Below are 18,710 nucleotides of genomic sequence, written 5' to 3'. Positions count from 1 at the left end.
CACACCAGCCAATTAGCTGCTTAATATAAAACTCTAACTTTTAGGGGTCACCACAAAAAGGGTGGTTCTCGAGCCAAATAATACTATATAGACAACCATCACCCTTACGGTAGAGGTTGCGTTGAGAAGTGTTAGCGCACTTCTCTTTTTTATTATATCCATAGTATACTATAAATAGTTCATTAAGTAAATTAAAGCCCAGTCCATGAGAGAAGGCCAGTTCTTTGGAGATGAAAATCAATAAAAGGAAACATTAAATTAGCTGATTGTGTCATTATTTTTAAACAATAATAGGTTCCCCATTGTTTGCTGGTTTGCTTTTTCACTTTTACTGTATAACCGAATTTCTGGGTTAAGATTTCTGCGAGCAACCCATTTTCTTCTTTTGAAAATCCATTGGTGTGAAGTTTTACTTCCCTACGATAGTATTCCTCATATCCTCTAGAGTTGAAGCGCTTAGAAATCCAAGGGGATAGGTCTATCCCATTCGCTTCTTTCAGTCAATATTATTAGAAAAAGAATACTTATTAAAAAGTGGAACACCTGTCCCCGTGTCCCACTTACCCAATCGAAAAAACTAGAACCCCAATGATTATGAATGGAACAACAACTATCAATACTGATAGAAATGTGGTTAACAGTGCTTTCCATGCCGAAAATTGATGTGCTTCTCCTAAACATTTTAAGAAGATAATAGCGGACCAAATTCCAATCACAAGATCGACTAAGCCGAATAGCATGAGTAATAGTGTCGATGTGCTACTGCTATCCACTACTGGGGTAAAGGTGGTGAAATTTTCGATACCAAACAAAAACAAAGATGGTAGCCAAACAATTATTAAGGAATAGACCATTGGAATGTTAGAATAGGCTACCGAATATCGAACTCTTTCGGTTGTACCTCGACCTCCAATTTTACTCCCTGTCCAGCATAATAATTTTGGAATCAAATAGTAATAAGTAGTCGCCACTATTAAGCTACCGATCACAGAAATCACCATTAATTCACTTAGACTCATTGAATCCCCTGAATTTCGTAATGAAGCACGGTCTAAAACCTGTACCAAAGCACCTGTCAAAAATAGTAGAAACACATATCCAGGTTTAGATTGATATATTTTTTGCATAGTAGCTCTAGGCTTGGTCCAAATAGAAAACCAAGGATTCAAATTACCCTTCAATTGACCTTCTAACTGAGTTTCCACCTATAACATCCCCTTTTTCTAATTCAATGATATATAAATGGAAATATTCTACAAAATCTTACAAACCACCTGTCGAACATTGAAAACGTTAGAAACACTTTAGAATCTCAGGGGACTTGGTCCGTGGGGACAGGTCTGAACTGCACCGTGTCCCACTAAATGCATTTCTAACCCACAATTGGAAAAACTAATTTCATCTCAGTCATTAGGAGGTTATAGATGAAAACGTTTGAATTAAAGTCTGGAACCAAGATATTGATAGATGAAAGTAAAGTTGTCATCGAACGAACGGGAGGAAAAAGCGCGGTTAAAGGGTTATTTGCTGGGCGAACAATGGGTCAGATGACCATTAAAACTGCTGCACTTACAGGTTTAATCTACTTTGCGGACTATTTAGTAATCTGTGCTTCTGGTTTACCTGCACCAAATGATTTTAAATTAACGAGTGTCGCCGAAATTAAACAATACCCGAATTGTATAGTTGGAAAAGAATCGGAGTTAGCGGAACTATACCAATACTTGAATGGTTTTATTAAATATGGAGATCCAAGTGGACAGGTACCCCCTATGAATGCTCTATGTTTTGGGTACGATACAAACAAAAATAACTATTTAGCTTAGAACGTGAACATAGAAGAGGGAGCCTCAGAAGTCATTTCGAGACTCCCTCTATTTTTATAGTAAAGGTTAACTACAACTAATTTTTTGAAAACAAATGATGAAGCAGGAGAATCGTCCCCATGCCTCACAGACTTTTTAGAAAATTAAGATAAATGTAAACTACTTTACATCAAAAGTACTACCTAAATATTATAATTGCTTATATATTCGATATGGTAAAGGAAGATTTGAATGATTAATTGGGAAAAGGTGAAGTCTCAAGCCGTTGCGTATTTAAACGAATTTATACAAATTAATACGAGTAATCCACCGGGAAATGAGCTGGAAGCCATAAGGTGGTTAGAGACAAAGGCTAAGCAACATGGGCTAGTGACATCCATTCAAGAAACAGCTGTAAACCGTGGAAATATTATGATTTCTATCAAGGAGGAGTTTCATCAACCTCTGATTCTACTTTCCCATGTAGATGTCGTTCCAGCGCTAGATAAGGATTGGGAGGTTCCACCCTTTTCCGGCCAAATTCTTAATGGAGAGATATGGGGTAGGGGAACGATTGATACCAAACAGCTAACGATCACTCATTTAATCGTCTTAATTTTAATAAAAGAATATGGCCTTCCACTAAAAAATGATGTGGTAATGATCGCGACCTCTGATGAAGAGAACGGGAGTCAATATGGGTTGTTGCCATTCCTAGATCAGCATGGTTCCATTTTTAAAGGTAGTACAGTTTTTAATGAAGGTGGTGGTTTCCCATTACATATAAAGGATCGTTTTTACTACCTTTGTGAAATGGGGCAAAAAGGGAGGGCGATTATCAAAATAGCTAGCTCCCAGCAAAAGCAGGATAATCCGTATCTACCAAACAATAGTGCGATAAAAATCATCACCGAAGCTATTAATCGAATTCATTCCATTCCATTAGACGAAGTAATTCCTCCTATTACACAAATTCTATTTCAAACCATTGCAAATGACCTTAGAATTCCCTTTCATCAGACAACAAGAGAAAGCTTCTTTGCTAGCATTCCTACTCAACTACGACCTCTCTTCCAAGCAATGTCCAAAACAACCTTTTCCATTACAAAATGGGAGGGTGGTAGAAAACATCCTTCTTTACAAGGTTCTTCTGAAATGTATATAGATTGTCGAACGCTGCCTTCTGTTACGGAAACCACTTTAAAAGAATACCTACACACGATATTGGGAGACTTGCAGGTCCAATATGAAATTTTGGAATTCTCCCAAGGGTATGAAATAGAGGTAAGGCGAGATGACCTTTCCCTTTTTGAGAAGGTATTGCAGAAAGACATTCCAAATGCCCAAGTGGTTCCCTTTTTATCCATTGGAGGAAGTGACTCCCGACATTTAAAGCACTATCAGTCGCAAGTATATGGATATTGTCCTGTACTCCCAGATTTGACATTCGACAAGGTGATTAAGATGGTTCATGGAATAAACGAGAGGATTCCCATCCATTCCTTATTATTTGGCATTCAAAATATGGTTGAAATCATTACGACAATGGAAAGGAGTAATCACTATGAGTTTTACTAGCACCAGTCCAATGACTGCAGAAAAGCTCGCGCAGGCCGTCATGTATTTAAAGGAACATGAAATGGATACTTGGCTAATCTTAACCCGAGAAGGTTCAGATCCGTCTCTTCCATTACTTGTAGGGGCAAGATCGGTTCATCAAGCAGCGATTTTTATTAAAAGTAATGGGAAACATATTGTGATTTCTTCTTTAAGTGATAAAGGAAACTATCAATCTTTAGGTTTATTTCCTGAAGTTATCCATTATGAGGCTAGTATGGAGGAAACATTTCTTCAGGTTTTTAATGAGCTGAACCCTACTAAATTAGCTTTAAACATTTCCGAGAGTGATCACTTATGTGATGGCTTAACCCAGGGATTATATTTATGGCTTGAAGAAACGATTGGAAAAGAAAGACTCTCGACCCTTGAGGTGTCAAGTGAGCCGATTTTAAAGAAACTAAGAAGTATTAAAACAGAGTCAGAGATTGACTGCATACAAAGAGCGATTGAAATCACAAATGATATTTACGATGAAGTCTTTGATCAAGTGGTTTGCGGGATGACAGAAATCGAGATAGGTGAATTATTTGTTGCAGAGATGCGAAAAAGAGGGGTAACGAATGGCCACGGGAACCCTTATGACCCTCCACTTGTGTGTACCGTTCGAAACGGATTAGCCCATCGAAAACCGGGTACTCACCAAACACAGCCTGGAGACATTATCATCATTGACTTTAGCTTAAAATATCAAAACTATTGCTCTGATATTGCGCGAACCTGTTATGTTCTAAAGCCAGGGGAGGACCAGGCACCAGAGGATGTTCAAAAGGCATTTGATACTGCGATTCAGGCCATTACCGAAAGTATTCAGTCACTCGAACAGGGAAAGAAAGGGTTTGAGGTGGATTTAGTCGGACGAACAGTTATTGAAGAAGCGGGATATCCAACCATTAGGCATTCTGTTGGTCATCAAATTGGAAGAGCCACTCATGATGGCGGTACCATACTAGGTCCAAAGCGTGTTCCGCCAAGGCCTGAAGTCGAGGGAACGATTCAAGTAAATGAAATCTATGCGATTGAACCTACTGTCATTCAAGATGATGGGTTGCCTTGTATTCTAGTGGAAGAAAATGTCTTAGTCACAACTAACGGTCCTAAAATACTAAGTCGAAGACAAACAGAGCTTGTGTTGATTCCAACCTATTAGGTGAACGCTATGGATGAAATATATCAACCTATCGATTTGTTTCAAAAGCTTATCCAGATTGATACCACCAATCAGTTAGGGACAGAAGAGAAAGCCGTTATCTTTTTGCAAGAAATTTTACAGAATGAAGGAATTCATTCTGAGATTATCTATAGCCCCAATGGAAGGGCAAACCTAGTTGCGAAACTAGAAACCGAAATTTCAATCGAAAAACCTCTAGTGCTGTTATCGCATGTAGATGTTGTTTCTGCGAATGGGGAGGAGTGGACTCATCCACCTTTCTCAGGTGTGATTCAGGATCGAAAAATTTGGGGCAGAGGTACTTTGGATACGAAGCAGTTGACGGTCATGCATTTACTAGCTTTTCTCAAGCTTTATAAAAATAAAAAAGGCCTGAATCGAACGGTTTATTTTATCACAACGGCTGATGAGGAAAATGGCAGTGTGGAAGGCATGGAGTTTATCGCAGGAAAGTATCCTGAACTTTTCCGACAGGCTACGGTCCTTAGTGAAGGAGGCGGTTTTGTTCTTCAAGGCTCTGATCAGCCATACATGCTATACGCCTCGGGGGAAAAAGGGACCGCCAAACTATTGCTAAAGGCTGATGGAACAGGTGGTCATGCAGGAAGTCCCCCTGACAGACAAGCAATCGTTAATTTGTCACTTGCACTTGAAAAATTACTAGAGTGGAAGTTTCCTTCGGATCCGTATGAGGTTTTTAACATTTATAGTGAGAACATCTTACAAGAGAAATTTGCCAATAAGGAAGACCAGAGGAATCTCGCATTAAAGCTATTTGAGTATATGAAATCCCCAAGTGTAGTGATTGAAAACATAGAAGTTGGTGGCTCATTAAATGTAATCCCTTATCGAGCTGAAGCACAGGTTGAAATCCGAACGTCTCCACACCAAACAGAAGATCAGCTCCTAAAAATGCTGGATGCCATTCTGGATGGGTTCGATGTTACCTATGAGCTATTGCTCTATCAAAAAGGGTATGAAAGTTCGTATCAATCCCCGATTATTCAACTGTTCCAACATAGGGCATTGGAGCTGGGGTTTACAGGGAAATGGGTTCCTTTTACTGCTTTAGGAAAAACGGATGGACGATTTATTAGTCAGTTATCGCCAGAAATCTATGGTCTTTCACCGGTGTTGACTCTTTTTAGTGAAGTATTAACGAGAGTTCATCACAAGGATGAGTGTCTAGAGATTGATTCCTTTCTCTTTGGGGTTCAATTAATGGAAAGAGTTGTACAGGATTATTGTATTCAATATGGAGGTGGATGAGATGTATCAAGTCCAAAAGGAAAAATTAGCGCAAGCGGTTGATTACCTTCGAGAACGACAGATTGATCTTTGGCTTATTTATACCTCTGAGGGAAGCGATCCCTGTATTCCATTAATAACAGGTGTGGGCACGGTTGGACCTGGCGTCTTTCTCATTACGAAAGAGGGAAAAAAATTAGCTCTGTGCAGTAGTATTGATGCCCAGGATATAGAGGAGTCCCAATTATTTGATGAGGTTTATAAACATACCACTAGTTTGGCAGACAATCTTCAAAAGGTCATACGAGATTTAGCACCGAAAACGATTGCCTTAAATATGTCCATAGAGGAGCATTTGGCTGATGGGTTAACGGCCGGTAGGTATCGGTGGTTAGTTAAAACTCTTGCAGGTGTTTTTAACGGAAACTATGTTAGTTCTCAACCATTCTTATCTAAGCTAAGAGCGATTAAATCGAAAACGGAGATTGCCAAAATTCAAAAGGCAGTCGATGTTACGCTAGAAATCTATCAGGCTATTTTTAAACAATTAAAAACGGGAATGACAGAAAAGGACGTTGGTAGTCTCTTTGTAACCGAAATGGAAAAGAGAGGCGTCGTAAATGGCGTCAATCGTTCCCTATCAATGCCAATTGTGATGAAAGAAAATATTGCTCATCGATCACCTGGAGACGCCGTCATTCAGCCCGGTGAATTGGTGATTATGGATTTTAGTGTAGAGGTGGATGGCTATGTTTCAGATATAGCTAGAACGGTCTATTTTCCTAAACCAGGGGAGAATCAGGTCCCTGAATCGATTCAAAAGGCTTTCAATCTCGTACATGAGGGAATCTCCAGAGCTGCCGCTATGATAAAGCCAGGTGCAAAAGGATATGAGGTTGATCAAGCAGCAAGGGACTATTACGTTTCACAAGGATATCCTGAAATCACCCATGCAACCGGTCATCAAATTGGTAAAGAGGTCCATGATGGTGGAGCTCTACTTGGTCCAAGATGGAAACGCTATGGTGATGCCCCTTATCAAACGATTGAAGAGGGGATGGTCTTTACGATTGAACCAACCTTATTTTTGGAAGGCGGGATTCATTTCATCGTAGAGGAAAATGTGGTGGTGACATCGGATGGGATTCAATACTTAACTACTCGTCAAGATGAGCTCATTGTCATCTCCAATGAGAGTGTAGGTGTTTAACAGTTGAAAAGGTATATTTTCAAGCGACTGTTACAAGCTATACCGATTTTAATTGGGATCACGATTATGACCTTTTCCATCATGCAGCTTGCTCCAGGCAATCCGATGCAGACGATGATCAATCCCAAAATTTCTGCGGAAGAAATGGCAAGGGCTCAAGAGAATTTAGGAATGAATGAACCTTTATATATCCAGTATTTTACGTGGTTGAAGGAAATTGTCCAAGGTAATCTTGGCTATACCGTAAAAACGGGTCAACCAGTGGGTCAGTTAATTCTAGATAGATTACCTGCTACCTTGCTCTTAACAGGATCCGCCTTCTTTCTAGCTTTTGCCATTGGGGTACCGTTGGGCGTCTATTCAGCGACCCACCGGTATAAACTCCCCGATTATATATTGACGGTGTTTTCGTTTATTGGCATCTCCATCCCTTCTTTCTTTTTCGGTTTAGGAATGATTTTTATTTTTGCCCTAAGGCTAGGCTGGCTGCCGACTTCTGGGATGATTACGATTGGTGCCGATTTAACTGGTTTTGCTTTATTCATGGATTATCTGAGCCATGTCATGATGCCAGCGGTTGTTCTAGCTTTACCAACTATAGCAGTCGTCATGAGATTTACCCGCTCCAGTCTTCTTGAAGTATTAAACCAAGATTTTATCCGAACGGCTGATGCGAAGGGGCTAAGCATGCGAATCGTCTATTTAAAACATGCTTTAAGAAATGCACTCATTCCTGTCATTACGATCTTTGGCTTATCTATTCCCTTCCTGTTTGGTGGCGCTTATATTACGGAACATATTTTTAACTGGCCGGGAATGGGAAGCTTGGGAATTCAGTCGATTGTAGCAAGGGAATATCCCGTCATCATGGCATTAAATTTATTTACATCCATCCTAGTGATGTTTGGAAATTTACTAGCGGATGTCATGTATGCTTGGACAGATCCTAGAATCCGTTACTAAGGAGAGATTTTACAGTAAGGGGAGGTTTCATTGAATAGTAGTGTAGAAGTTCCTCAGCAAGTAGCAAAGGTTTCGAATATTGAAAAGTCTAGATGGCGGGACCATGCAGGCTGGAAAAGATTTAAAAAAAATAAATTGGCTGTGTTTGGGGCTGTTATCTTACTGATTTTATTGATCATGGCTACGATAGCCCCTCTCCTTGCACCCTATGATCCGTACATTTCAAATGAAAATGAGTTAGGAGTTTACGATGTTCTTGCTCCTCCTTCTTCAGAGCATTTACTTGGCACGGACAGTTTAGGAAGGGACATGTTGAGTCGAATTATTTACGGTGGCAGGGTTTCATTAGGTGTGGCGTTTGTCGCCGTTATGATTTCGACGGCAACAGGGGTTCTTCTTGGTGTGATTGCCGGTTATTACGGGAAATGGGTCGATACTCTGATTATGCGGATCACCGATATTGTCATTTGTTTTCCGGTGTTGTTCCTAGCCATAACAGTCGCGACCATTTTAAAACCAAGTCTCTTTAATGTCATGATTATTATTGGTTTAGTCAGTTGGACTACGATGACAAGGTTGGTAAGGGGTGAGGTCTTAAAGATAAGAGAAATGGAATATATTGAGGCCGCCAAAGCGTTGGGGCAGAAAAATTTTATTATTATATTTAGACATATTCTCCCGAATATCATTGCTCCAATCGTTGTACAGGCAACGCTTCAAACAGCTGAAGCGATTTTAACAGAATCCTCGTTAAGCTTCTTAGGAGTTGGAGTTCAGCAGCCTGTTCCAAGCTGGGGAAATATGTTAAATGAAGCCACCTCCATCATGGTGCTCCAATTTAAACCATGGGTATGGGCTCCTGCAGGATTGGCGATTTTATTTACAATATTAAGCATTAATTTTGTCGGAGATGGATTAAGAGACGCATTAGATCCAAAGGTTAAAAATTAACTAATAGGGGGATCATGAAATGAGAAAGTTGAAAATACCTTTTTTAATTATCTTCATTTTAGCATTACTAGTTGGATGTACTTCCAATAAGCCGTCAAACTCATCTAATTCACCCAAAGCAAACGACCCTAATGAAAATAATCAAGAACAACCTAATGAAGAAGTTGTCAAAGAGGGAGGCACTTTAACGTTTGCTTATAATAGTGAACCTGGAAACTTAAATCCAGTGATATGGGCAACGACCTCTGATACAAATGTGACCCATATGGTATTTGATTCCCTTGTCATTCCTGACAAAGAATTGAAAATGGTAGGAAGCCTTGCGGAGAATTGGGAAGTCTCGGAGGATGGTAAAACTTATACCTTCCATCTGAAACAAGGCGTGAAGTGGCATGATGGCCAGCCATTTACGGCTAAGGATGTAGCGTTTACGTTTACGTCACTAGCAGACGCAACCTATGATGCAGGTGCGTATTGGAGAGTTGAGCCTGTGGTTGGGGTAGAAGAGTATAAAGCTGGGAAGGCTGACAGTGTTTCAGGAATTGAAGTGGTTGATGATCATACGGTTAAATTTACAACGAAGGGTCCGTTTGCTCCATTTTTATCAGGGTTATTTATTGGGGTTCTACCTGAGCATATTTTAAAGGATACAAAGCCTGGTGAATGGGCAAAACATGAGTCTAATCGTGCACCAATTGGTACAGGTCCATTTAAATTTGTGAAATGGGAATCAGGTCAATATATTGAGCTTGAAGCCAATAAGGAATACTTTAATGGAACTCCGAAGCTAGATAAAGTGTTTGTGCGATTTGGGGATGCGAACACGATGCTTGCGTCTGTTATGAGTAAAGATATTGATATTGCCCCAGTGCCAATTGCTGATACAGCATCGGTGCAATCTTTAGACTATGTTAATCTTGTCACGCAAAATCAATTAAGTGTTTATTATGTAGGATTTAATGCACGCAATGATCATTTTAAAGATAAAAAGGTACGCCAAGCATTAGCGCATGCCATTGATAAGGAGTCGATTGTGAAATCGATTATTGGTGAATACGGTAATGTAGCGGAAGATGTGTTCCCGTCCAAGCACTGGTCGCACAATCCTGACCTACCAATCTATGATTTTGATACATCTAAAGCTGATGCTCTGTTGGAAGAGGCTGGATATACAAAAAATAAAAAAGGCTTCTACGAAAAGGGTGGCAAGGAGCTTAGCTTTATGATGGAAGTGCCAACAGGTACAAAGGAAAGAGAGAAGTCAGCCGTCTTATTAAAGCAAATGTGGGAGAAGGTCGGCGTAAAAGTGGAACTACGCTCATTAGACTTTCCTACTCTAGTGACGAAACTATTACCGAAAACAGCCGATGGAAAACAAAGAGAGGTCACCAAAGACGACTATGATGCTTATATCTTAGGATTCGGAGTTGAGGCAGATCCAGATGAATATAGAAGTTACTTTGGTAGCAGCTATATGCCTCCAAACGGTTATAACTTTGTCGGTTATTCTGACCCAAGTGTGGATGATCTATTAGAAAAGCAAACAAAAGAAATCGACTTTGAGAAACGTCAGCAACTCATTTGGGAAGTCGGTAAAAAACTCGCAGAGGATGAAATCTGGATCCCACTTTATGAGCAAAATTCTCCACTTGTCGTAAATAAACGAGTGACTGGTTTTGAGCCGGATTTTAGAGGTATTTCCTTTAACTCAAAGGATTGGGGCGTAAAAGAATAATCGTTTAGGAGATAAAAAAACCTTTTCGTTTTTTTATCTCCTTACTTTTGAAGGAAGTGGAGTGTCATTCACATGTTGAAAAGAGTGAGTAAGCTACGACTATTAATGAAGGAAAAAAACTTATCTGCTGTTCTTATTCATAGCTACGAAAATCGAAGGTATTTTTCAGGATTTACTGGAAGCAATGGCTATTTATTGGTTACTCATGATTCGCTCCTTTTAATCACTGACCAGAGATACACCCAACAGGCAGCAGAACAAGCGAAGGATTATGGAATTATTGTGCACGGGATAGATCCTTTTCGGACCATCCGTGAGGAATTTAGTAAGTACGATTTGGAGAGGATTGGTTTTGAAGCGAATCACTTAAGTGTGGCCTTGTTTAACCAATTCACGGGGATGTTTCCAGAGTCCAACTGGGTTCCCTTATTGAATGAACTTTTACTAATGAGAAGCGTAAAGGATCAAGAGGAAATTGAAAGTATCAAGAGGTCGATAGAGCTTTCTGATTCTGCCTTCGCCGATTTATTACCACTCATAAAACCCGGCATGACTGAGAAGGAGGTTTTAGTAGAATTAGAATATTTAATGGGTAAATACGGTCATGAGGGGCCAGCTTTTGGGACCATTGTGGCTGCAGATAAACGAGCGGCACTTCCGCATGCCGTACCTACTGACAATCAGGTGAAACGCGATCATTTTTTATTAATTGATTTTGGTGCCAAATATCAAGGTTATATGTCGGATATGACCAGAACGATCATCATTGGAACACCTGATCGAGAATATATGAAGATTTACGATTTAGTATTAACGGCTCTCGAAAAATCAATTGAAGCCGTCAAGCCGGGGATATCAGCTCATGAATTGGATCGGGTTGCAAGGGATATTTTTGAACAGGCTGGATTAGAGAAATATAGCTTAAGAGGTTTAGGTCATGGTGTCGGGCTGCAAATTCATGAGAATCCTAGAATTGTTTTGGATGGCCAAGAGATTTTAGAACCGGGGATGGTTTTTACGATTGAGCCAGGATTGTATATTCCTGATTCCGTTGGCGTTAGGATTGAAGATATTGTTCTAGTAACGGAGGATGGATGTGAGGTATTAACAAAGACGAACCGACATGTTCAATTGAACTAAAGACTAAGGGGGGTTAGGATTGGAAAAATTATTAGAGGTGAAAAATCTAAAAACCTATTTCTATAACGAAGGAGAGGTAACCCCCGCAGTGGACGGTGTGTCCTTTGAATTAGGTAAAGGTGAAACACTTGGAATTGTTGGAGAGTCTGGGAGTGGAAAAAGTGTTACCTCGCTATCCTTGCTTCAGCTCATCCCCAAATCAAATGGAAAAATAATCGATGGGGAAATTATTTTTAAAGGGAAAAATTTACTTTCTTTAAATGATAAGGAGATTAGAAAAATTCGCGGCAAAAATATTTCGATGATTTTTCAAGAGCCAATGACTTCCTTAAACCCGGTATTTACAATTGGAAATCAAATTATGGAGGTTATCACGCTTCATCATGGGGTCAAACCAAGAGAAGCAAAGGAAAAGGTTATCGAGCTTTTGGAGTTAGTAGGAATTCCTTCTCCGCAAAAGAGATTTCAGCAATACCCTCACCAGCTATCCGGAGGGATGCGGCAAAGGGTTATGATTGCAATGGCACTTGCCTGCAATCCGGATTTATTGATTGCCGATGAACCAACTACCGCCCTAGATGTCACAACGCAAGCGCAAATTTTAGAACTCATGAATAACCTTAAGAAGCAATTTAATACAGCTATTCTCTTAATTACTCATGATTTAGGAGTGGTCGCTGAGGTGGCTGATAAGGTTGTGGTTATGTATTTAGGAAGAATCGTCGAATATGCTGATGTTGGTACATTCTTTGAAAATCCATTACATCCATATTCACAAGGCTTGTTAAAATCGATCCCGAGTTTAACAAATCGTGTTGAACGTTTAACCCCTATCCAAGGTCAGGTACCTCATCCTGCAGCGATTAAGCAAGGGTGCCGATTTATCGATCGATGTGATCATGCCCGTGAGCTTTGCTTTAAAGAAGAACCACCTTTAATCGATTTGTCTAACCATCGAACGAGATGTTGGATGTATTCAGAGTTATGGCAAGAAAACTTGAAAAAGGAGCAAGGTGACCATGGGAGAGAAGTTGCTGCAGGTCGAGAATCTTAAAAAGTGGTTCCCCGTAGAAGGTAATCAGATCTTTTCACGAGAGCAAAATGTAGTCAAGGCGGTTGACGGGATTAATTTTCACATTAATAAAGGGGAAACCTTAGGTCTTGTCGGTGAATCAGGATGTGGCAAGTCAACGGCTGGCCGAGTCATCCTTCGCCTGATTGAAGCAACGGATGGTAAGGTTGTTCTTGAAAATAAGAATCTCCGTGACCTTTCAGCAAGAGAATTAAAGAATAAAAGAAGAGATATGCAAATTGTTTTTCAGGACCCGTATGCATCCCTCAATCCTCGCTTGAAAATAAGACAAATCTTAGAAGAGCCACTGACGATTCATACGAATCTCACGAAATCGGAGAGGCTCGAAAAGGTTAAGCAAATCTTAAACGATGTCGGCTTAGATGGAGAATATTTGAATCGATATCCACACGAGTTCTCCGGGGGACAACGACAACGAATTGGCATCGCACGGGCGTTGGCTGTTCAACCGAAGCTCATTATCATGGACGAACCTGTTTCGGCCCTTGATGTATCCGTACAAGCACAGGTGCTAAACCTCATACAAGATTTGCAGGAAAAGTATAATCTCACCTACTTATTTATCACTCATAATTTAAGTGTGGTAAAGCATATTTCCAATCGCATTGCCGTTATGTATCTGGGAAGAATCGTCGAGATTGCCAATCGAGATGAATTTTTTGAGAATACGAAGCATCCTTATTCGAAGGCGCTCATTTCTGCCATACCCGAACCAAACCCGAAATTAAAACGAGAACGTATTATTTTAAAAGGTGATATCCCTAGCCCGGTTGATCCGCCTTCTGGCTGCCATTTCCATACAAGATGTCCGTTTGTGATGGATAGATGTAAAATCGATTCACCAGAATTAGTTGATTTAGGTAAAGGTCATTATGTCTCTTGTCATCTACATTCAAGTTAAGAAAGGAAGAACCATATGAATCATTATGAGGTTATTATCGTAGGGGCGGGAGTCATTGGGTGCTCCATCGCTCATTTCTTAGCTCAAAAGGGATGTACCAATGTGTTAGTCATCGATAAAACGGGGATCGCTTCTGACGTTACAGGGATTTGTCCTGGTGGGGTTAGACAACAGTGGGGAACTGAAATTAATTGTAGAATGGCTAAATTTTCTACTGAATTTTTTAGTAAAATTAATCAACACCTAGAGCCAGAGTATGAAATTAAGTTTCGGAATGTTGGCTATCTCTATACGTTCCACTCTCAAGCAGCGATTGACCATTATCAAGAAAATATTAAACTGCAAAATCGTCTGGGTATTCCTACAAAGCTATTATCGCCACAAGAAGCAAAAGAAATTGTACCAGGTATTAACGAGAATAGTTTTTTAGCGGCGTCTTTTTGTGAGACGGACGGTTTTGCTGATGACGCTTATCACGTTACTCAAAGCTTTGCCCTCTCTGCTAAGAGGAAAGGTGTTACCTTTATGGTTGATTCAGTAGAAAAGCTTGTCGTAGAGCAGGGAGAAGTAAAGGGAGTATTATGTAAGGAACGTGGGTTGATAACCTCAGATAAGGTAGTTAATGCTGCCGGTCTAGGGTCGAAAAGTTTGGCCTTAACGGCTGATGTCGATTTACCGATTGAGTTTGAAGTTAGACGCATTTTGTACACCAACCGTGTTGAAAAAAGGGTTCTTGAACCATTATTAGTATCCTTTGAAAAAGGGTTTGCTGCCAAACAATTAACGGACGGTATCATCTATTTAAGTTATTTGGGTAAGGATTTTAAGCCACCATATGACTCATTTGATTTTCAATTGCGTGCTGCGGAGGTCGGAATGGAAATTTTCCCTCCATTAGAGGAAGTCGTTTTTAAAACGCATTTAGATGGAAAATATGATAGCACTCCTGACCATCAAGCCATTTTGGGAGATGTAGATGGCCTTCCCGGCTATTATCAAGCAGTAGGGATGAGTGGGCATGGATTTATGATGTCCCCGGCCATTGGTGATACGATGGCATCGCTTATTTTAGGGCAAACACCAGCTATTGATATTTCCAGTCTGCATTTTCGACGATTTGCTAGCAATCAGCTAGTATATGAACCTAGTGTTGTTTAGGAGGTCTTTGGATTGAATACATTTTCGATTACTTTTTTAGATTCCGATGTTACCTTAACGGCTGAATTATTATCTGATAAAGCTCCTGAGACTTGTCGGGCTTTCTTAGATTTGTTAAGGGAGCCGGTTCATACAACAGGAAAACATGCCATGTACACAGGAAGGGAAGTGTCGATTCAGCTCCCAATCAGTCGTTGTGAACATACACCTTTACATGAACCGGCTAAGGAGAATCTCACTTGCTTCCCACAGCCTGGAGATATCTTGTTTACCTTTATGCCTGCCTACGCCTGGGGAGGAATACCATACCCCATTTATGATTTTGGGTTATTTTATGGAAAGGAAGCCCGAACCTTTTTTCCAGCAGGTTGGATTCCCGGTAACTTATTTGCGCGGATTGTTGCTAGCGATCTAGAAGAATTAGAGGAAATAGGGAAGGTGATACACTTAAAGGGGCAACAAAATATCTTAATTAAAATATAGATAGTGCTGCCTCTATGGGCAGTACTTTTTTATTTTGAGTCGGCTATGAAATAAAAAAAGCTGACTGTGATTAGTCAGCTTCATGAGTTTCAGGAGGTTAATTTTAATAAAGCTTGAAGGGCGTTCTCTATTTCTTCCTCTTTATTATAAATATGCGGTGCAATTCGAATAACATCTTTTCTAGCAGAGACGATAAATCCTATTTCTCTCAATTCCTGCTCTACCTTATGTGCATCTCCTACATAGATGGCTGTTGTTGGGCCTTTGAGATCTACTGTTTTTGGACTAATTAGTTCCATTTCCAACTCTAGGGCTCTTTTTACCGTATAGGAAGATAATTGGTTTACATATTCTTCAATCCTAGTCATTCCTATTTGATTGATTAGAGAAAGAGCGGCATCTGCTGCATAAGCATTGATGACCGGAGGTGTGCCGGTATTAAAGCGTTGTGTGGCATGAGCATACTGTAGTTCTTTTAGATTAAAATCAAACGGTTTTTCTTGACCGAACCAGCCAATGGTAGAAGGTTGAAGTTGAGTGGCCAATTCTTTTTTTACATATAAAAATGAAATTCCAGGTATCCCGAGAAGATACTTCTGCATACCCGTAACTAATATATCAATGTCCATGTCTCTCACATTAATATTCATACTTCCGGCAGATTGATAGGCATCTACTAATAGAAGTGAACCTTTATCATGACATATTTTAGCGATATTCTTAATATCTTGTTTAAAACCATTATAGTACGAAATATGTGGAATACAGGTTAAAACGGTTTTGGTATTGACGAATTCGTCATATCTCTCAATTGGAATCGTATATTGATGATGAGGGATATATTTTATGGAGAAATCTTGTTGGTTTCTCTGAGCCAAAACTGCATGACCAACACATGGAAAGTCTAGATCGGTTAAGCATATTTCCTTACCAGAGAGCTTTAACGAATGAAGTATCGATGAAACACAATCCGAAACAGAGGATAAGATGGCTACTTCCTCGGGATCACAATGGATGAGTCTAGCAAAATTCCGTTTTGCTGATTCTACTTTATTCATCCATAAATCCCAGGCCATTCCGTATTCTAGTAAGCTCTCTTTATACTCATCGATGGCATTTAAAACGACCGTGGACATGGCACTCTGTGAACAACTGGATAAAATCACTTTATTACCTTGTTTAGGGAAAATAGAGTAGATTTCATTTTGGGTTAGTATGGTATTCAACTATTATCTTCCTTCCTTTGAGGTGATTAAAATGAACAACGAATTAGTACAAGAATTCAACCTATTAAATCCCTGGTTCGATAATCTTCCATATGATTGGAAGCAATTGTTCCAGCAATCAGAAAAGGTTGTTTTCAAAAAACATGAGACAATCTTTAGACAAAATGAATATGGGAATTACATTTATATCATTGAATTAGGGCGAGTTCGCTTATATCTAATCTCACCTAATGGAGAAGAAAAGGCATTATCCATTATTGGAAAGAACGGTATTTTAGGAGAATGCGCTCTTAACACGGATTCACGTTATTCTACTAATGCGATTACAGCCTCAGAAGTGGTCTTGCGGAAAGTCTCCAAAAAGCAGTTTTTCGATTTCATCTCAGACAAGCCCCAATATATCCATCAAATCATTGATCTTATTACTAAAAAGTATCGACTCCTTTGTACACAATCACTACAGTTAAGCTATATGAAATCACTTCCCAGAGTTTGTGCAGCCTTTATTCAACTATCGATTCAGTATGGTGAAAGTATTGGAAATAAGAGTGTTAAGTTAACCATTAGCTTTACCCACCAAGAAATGGCCAATTTATTAGGAACAACAAGAGTGACCATTGCCAAAAATATAAAATGGCTTGAAGATGAAAAATATATTGAGAAAAGTGGAAAGTACTTTATCATCCACAACCTCGACGAACTAGCCGAACTTGCAAATGACAAAATGTTTTATCCCTAATTGAATTATAATTCAAATATTCAGAAAGATAATGTAAAGTAATTAACAAAAACTAGATATTTTGTTTTGGAGCGGGGGCTAAAACAAACCCAGGTATCAGGTACCTTCCATGAAAAAGTATACCGCTCAAGTGAACAAAAACGAGACATTTTCTGTTAAAATTCCAAAACAAAAAGCTTGGCATCCATTGTCGTAAGAAATTACGATAGTATCAATAACTTACTCGGTTCTTCTAAAGAAAAAATCTATTTTGGCGATAAAGTAAAAATTGGAATGACAAAAGCCCAAGTATTATTAACAACTTGGTCAATACAACGGTTACTAGCAATATAACTCGTGAACAGTGGGTCTATTATGGTAATAAATATCTGTACTTTACAAATGGGACTTTGATATCTATGTGAAGCATGGGGGCTGATCTCATGCTTCACTTTTAATATTAAAATAGTCATTTTCAATCAAACGTTTGATTTAATTCATTATTAGTAGACCATTTTAAAGATTATATTGCATACACGCAAAATTCTCCTTTTTTCGCATTGTATAGCGAAATAATGTTTACAGGAAAAAAAGTGCAGGTTCCTTGTCATTACTAGAAAGGTTGGGTATAAGGTGGGGAACTGGGCATAAGCGGGGAAGTTGGGCATATGGGAAAAAGTTAGTCATAAGCGGGGAAAGTTGGGCATAAGACGGGGAACATGGGCATAAGCTTGAAAAGTTGGGCATATATCTAAAAAGTTGGAAATAAGTATTCAAAAGTTGGGCATAAATCTGAAAAGTTGGAAATAAGTGCCCGAAAGTTGGGCATAAATTTTCTAGGTTGGGCATAAACCCTAAAAGTTGGTCATAAGTGACCAAACTTGGGCATAAAACCATTCCTAAACTTATCAATCTACAAAAAAATCTCTAAAACTAGCTACTTTCTGAGCAAAATCAAACCAAAAACAACAAATTACCTTCTTTTTGTCGCGGCATTTGCCGTTTTTTGCATCAAATTCTCCGCGAAAGATATTTCTTCTACAAAACGAATCCAGCATATGTCTAATTTTCCTCAAACTCATGCCTACAAAATTCATATGCTTTGGTCCAGCGCTGAAGAAGCAGAGCAGTCCCGTCCCCATGCTTCATACGGCTTGATCTCTAGGTCAAACAACCACAAAAGAACATGTTATTTCTCCCACAGATAGGGTGTCAGGTACCCCCGTGCAAATCGGGGAGTGACAGACACAAAAAACTCAAAAACCTGTATAGAAAATATTCTACACAGGTT

17 protein-coding genes are annotated in these 18,710 nt (G+C 39.4%); 14 read left to right on the top strand and 3 right to left on the bottom strand.

Translation table 11 applies throughout. The features are described 5' to 3' along the window. Positions 1-191 precede the first annotated feature (191 nt). Both ACX9YW_RS19355 and ACX9YW_RS19350 read right to left on the bottom strand, forming a co-directional pair. Positions 192-464 carry a hypothetical protein gene (locus tag ACX9YW_RS19355; RefSeq protein ID WP_460349577.1) on the bottom strand — a complete coding sequence of 91 codons (273 nt, stop codon included), beginning with the start codon at positions 462-464 and terminating at the stop codon, positions 192-194. 96 nt (positions 465-560) lie between these two features. Further along, positions 561-1,205: a Yip1 family protein gene (locus ACX9YW_RS19350; protein WP_460349575.1), complete on the bottom strand. Its 645-nt coding sequence runs from the start codon at positions 1,203-1,205 to the stop codon at positions 561-563. A 219-nt stretch (positions 1,206-1,424) separates the two neighbouring features. Here ACX9YW_RS19350 and ACX9YW_RS19345 point away from each other — a divergent pair, with 219 nt between their 5' ends. The 13 genes from ACX9YW_RS19345 (at position 1,425) to ACX9YW_RS19285 (ending at position 15,475) form a co-directional block, all read left to right on the top strand. Beyond that, the gene (locus tag ACX9YW_RS19345; RefSeq protein WP_460349573.1) at positions 1,425-1,826 is read left to right on the top strand and encodes a hypothetical protein; all 402 of its coding nucleotides are present in this window, start codon (positions 1,425-1,427) and stop codon (positions 1,824-1,826) included. Between the two features lie 231 nt (positions 1,827-2,057). Beyond that, complete coding sequence (locus tag ACX9YW_RS19340) at positions 2,058-3,383, top strand: M20/M25/M40 family metallo-hydrolase (protein ID WP_460349571.1); 1,326 nt, start codon at positions 2,058-2,060, stop codon at positions 3,381-3,383. Next, positions 3,370-4,572 (top strand): M24 family metallopeptidase, encoded by a 1,203-nt coding sequence (locus ACX9YW_RS19335; protein ID WP_460349569.1) that lies wholly within the window; start codon positions 3,370-3,372, stop codon positions 4,570-4,572. The genes ACX9YW_RS19340 and ACX9YW_RS19335 overlap by 14 nt, the downstream gene beginning before the upstream one ends. Positions 4,573-4,581: 9 nt before the next feature. Next, positions 4,582-5,862 (top strand): M20/M25/M40 family metallo-hydrolase, encoded by a 1,281-nt coding sequence (locus tag ACX9YW_RS19330; protein ID WP_460349566.1) that lies wholly within the window; start codon positions 4,582-4,584, stop codon positions 5,860-5,862. A 1-nt stretch (position 5,863) separates the two neighbouring features. Next, entirely contained in the window at positions 5,864-7,051 is a 1,188-nt protein-coding gene (locus tag ACX9YW_RS19325) for a M24 family metallopeptidase (protein WP_460349564.1), read from the top strand. Between the two features lie 3 nt (positions 7,052-7,054). Next, complete coding sequence (locus ACX9YW_RS19320) at positions 7,055-8,014, top strand: ABC transporter permease (protein ID WP_460349562.1); 960 nt, start codon at positions 7,055-7,057, stop codon at positions 8,012-8,014. A gap of 30 nt (positions 8,015-8,044) precedes the next feature. Next, complete coding sequence (gene opp4C / locus ACX9YW_RS19315) at positions 8,045-8,965, top strand: oligopeptide ABC transporter permease (RefSeq protein ID WP_460349560.1); 921 nt, start codon at positions 8,045-8,047, stop codon at positions 8,963-8,965. A gap of 19 nt (positions 8,966-8,984) precedes the next feature. After that, entirely contained in the window at positions 8,985-10,700 is a 1,716-nt protein-coding gene (locus tag ACX9YW_RS19310) for a peptide-binding protein (protein WP_460349558.1), read from the top strand. Between the two features lie 72 nt (positions 10,701-10,772). Then, complete coding sequence (locus tag ACX9YW_RS19305; protein WP_460349556.1) at positions 10,773-11,840, top strand: M24 family metallopeptidase; 1,068 nt, start codon at positions 10,773-10,775, stop codon at positions 11,838-11,840. A gap of 19 nt (positions 11,841-11,859) precedes the next feature. Next, positions 11,860-12,894, top strand: a complete 1,035-nt coding sequence (locus ACX9YW_RS19300) for an ABC transporter ATP-binding protein (RefSeq protein WP_460349554.1) — start codon at positions 11,860-11,862, stop codon at positions 12,892-12,894. Continuing rightward, positions 12,860-13,834: an ABC transporter ATP-binding protein gene (locus ACX9YW_RS19295; RefSeq protein ID WP_460349552.1), complete on the top strand. Its 975-nt coding sequence runs from the start codon at positions 12,860-12,862 to the stop codon at positions 13,832-13,834. Before ACX9YW_RS19300 ends, ACX9YW_RS19295 begins: the two co-directional genes overlap by 35 nt. Positions 13,835-13,849: 15 nt before the next feature. Further along, entirely contained in the window at positions 13,850-14,992 is a 1,143-nt protein-coding gene (locus ACX9YW_RS19290) for an NAD(P)/FAD-dependent oxidoreductase (RefSeq protein WP_460349550.1), read from the top strand. Positions 14,993-15,004: 12 nt separating this feature from the next. Continuing rightward, positions 15,005-15,475, top strand: coding sequence for a DUF3830 family protein (locus tag ACX9YW_RS19285; RefSeq protein WP_460349548.1), 471 nt, complete (start codon positions 15,005-15,007; stop codon positions 15,473-15,475). Positions 15,476-15,564: 89 nt separating this feature from the next. Here ACX9YW_RS19285 and ACX9YW_RS19280 read toward each other — a convergent pair whose 3' ends face one another. Beyond that, positions 15,565-16,701 (bottom strand): aminotransferase class V-fold PLP-dependent enzyme, encoded by a 1,137-nt coding sequence (locus ACX9YW_RS19280; RefSeq protein ID WP_460349546.1) that lies wholly within the window; start codon positions 16,699-16,701, stop codon positions 15,565-15,567. A 31-nt stretch (positions 16,702-16,732) separates the two neighbouring features. On the opposite strand from ACX9YW_RS19280, the gene ACX9YW_RS19275 reads away from it, so the two are divergent. Then, positions 16,733-17,440 carry a Crp/Fnr family transcriptional regulator gene (locus tag ACX9YW_RS19275; protein ID WP_460349544.1) on the top strand — a complete coding sequence of 236 codons (708 nt, stop codon included), beginning with the start codon at positions 16,733-16,735 and terminating at the stop codon, positions 17,438-17,440. Positions 17,441-18,710: the final 1,270 nt, after the last annotated feature.

The organism is Pseudoneobacillus rhizolycopersici (assembly GCF_054786815.1).
Note: the sequence above shows the minus strand (reverse complement) of the source record. Positions and strands in the feature narration are given on the sequence as shown.

What these genes read in the sequence shown, in the direction of transcription:
- ACX9YW_RS19345 (WP_460349573.1), top strand. Translation starts at nt 1,425, where the DNA reads ATGAAAACGTTTGAATTAAAGTCTGGAACCAAGATATTGATAGATGAA.
- ACX9YW_RS19335 (WP_460349569.1), top strand. Translation starts at nt 3,370, where the DNA reads ATGAGTTTTACTAGCACCAGTCCAATGACTGCAGAAAAGCTCGCGCAG.
- ACX9YW_RS19275 (WP_460349544.1), top strand. Translation starts at nt 16,733, where the DNA reads ATGAACAACGAATTAGTACAAGAATTCAACCTATTAAATCCCTGGTTC.
- ACX9YW_RS19325 (WP_460349564.1), top strand. Translation starts at nt 5,864, where the DNA reads ATGTATCAAGTCCAAAAGGAAAAATTAGCGCAAGCGGTTGATTACCTT.
- ACX9YW_RS19305 (WP_460349556.1), top strand. Translation starts at nt 10,773, where the DNA reads ATGTTGAAAAGAGTGAGTAAGCTACGACTATTAATGAAGGAAAAAAAC.
- ACX9YW_RS19310 (WP_460349558.1), top strand. Translation starts at nt 8,985, where the DNA reads ATGAGAAAGTTGAAAATACCTTTTTTAATTATCTTCATTTTAGCATTA.
- ACX9YW_RS19290 (WP_460349550.1), top strand. Translation starts at nt 13,850, where the DNA reads ATGAATCATTATGAGGTTATTATCGTAGGGGCGGGAGTCATTGGGTGC.
- ACX9YW_RS19330 (WP_460349566.1), top strand. Translation starts at nt 4,582, where the DNA reads ATGGATGAAATATATCAACCTATCGATTTGTTTCAAAAGCTTATCCAG.
- ACX9YW_RS19295 (WP_460349552.1), top strand. Translation starts at nt 12,860, where the DNA reads ATGGGAGAGAAGTTGCTGCAGGTCGAGAATCTTAAAAAGTGGTTCCCC.
- ACX9YW_RS19340 (WP_460349571.1), top strand. Translation starts at nt 2,058, where the DNA reads ATGATTAATTGGGAAAAGGTGAAGTCTCAAGCCGTTGCGTATTTAAAC.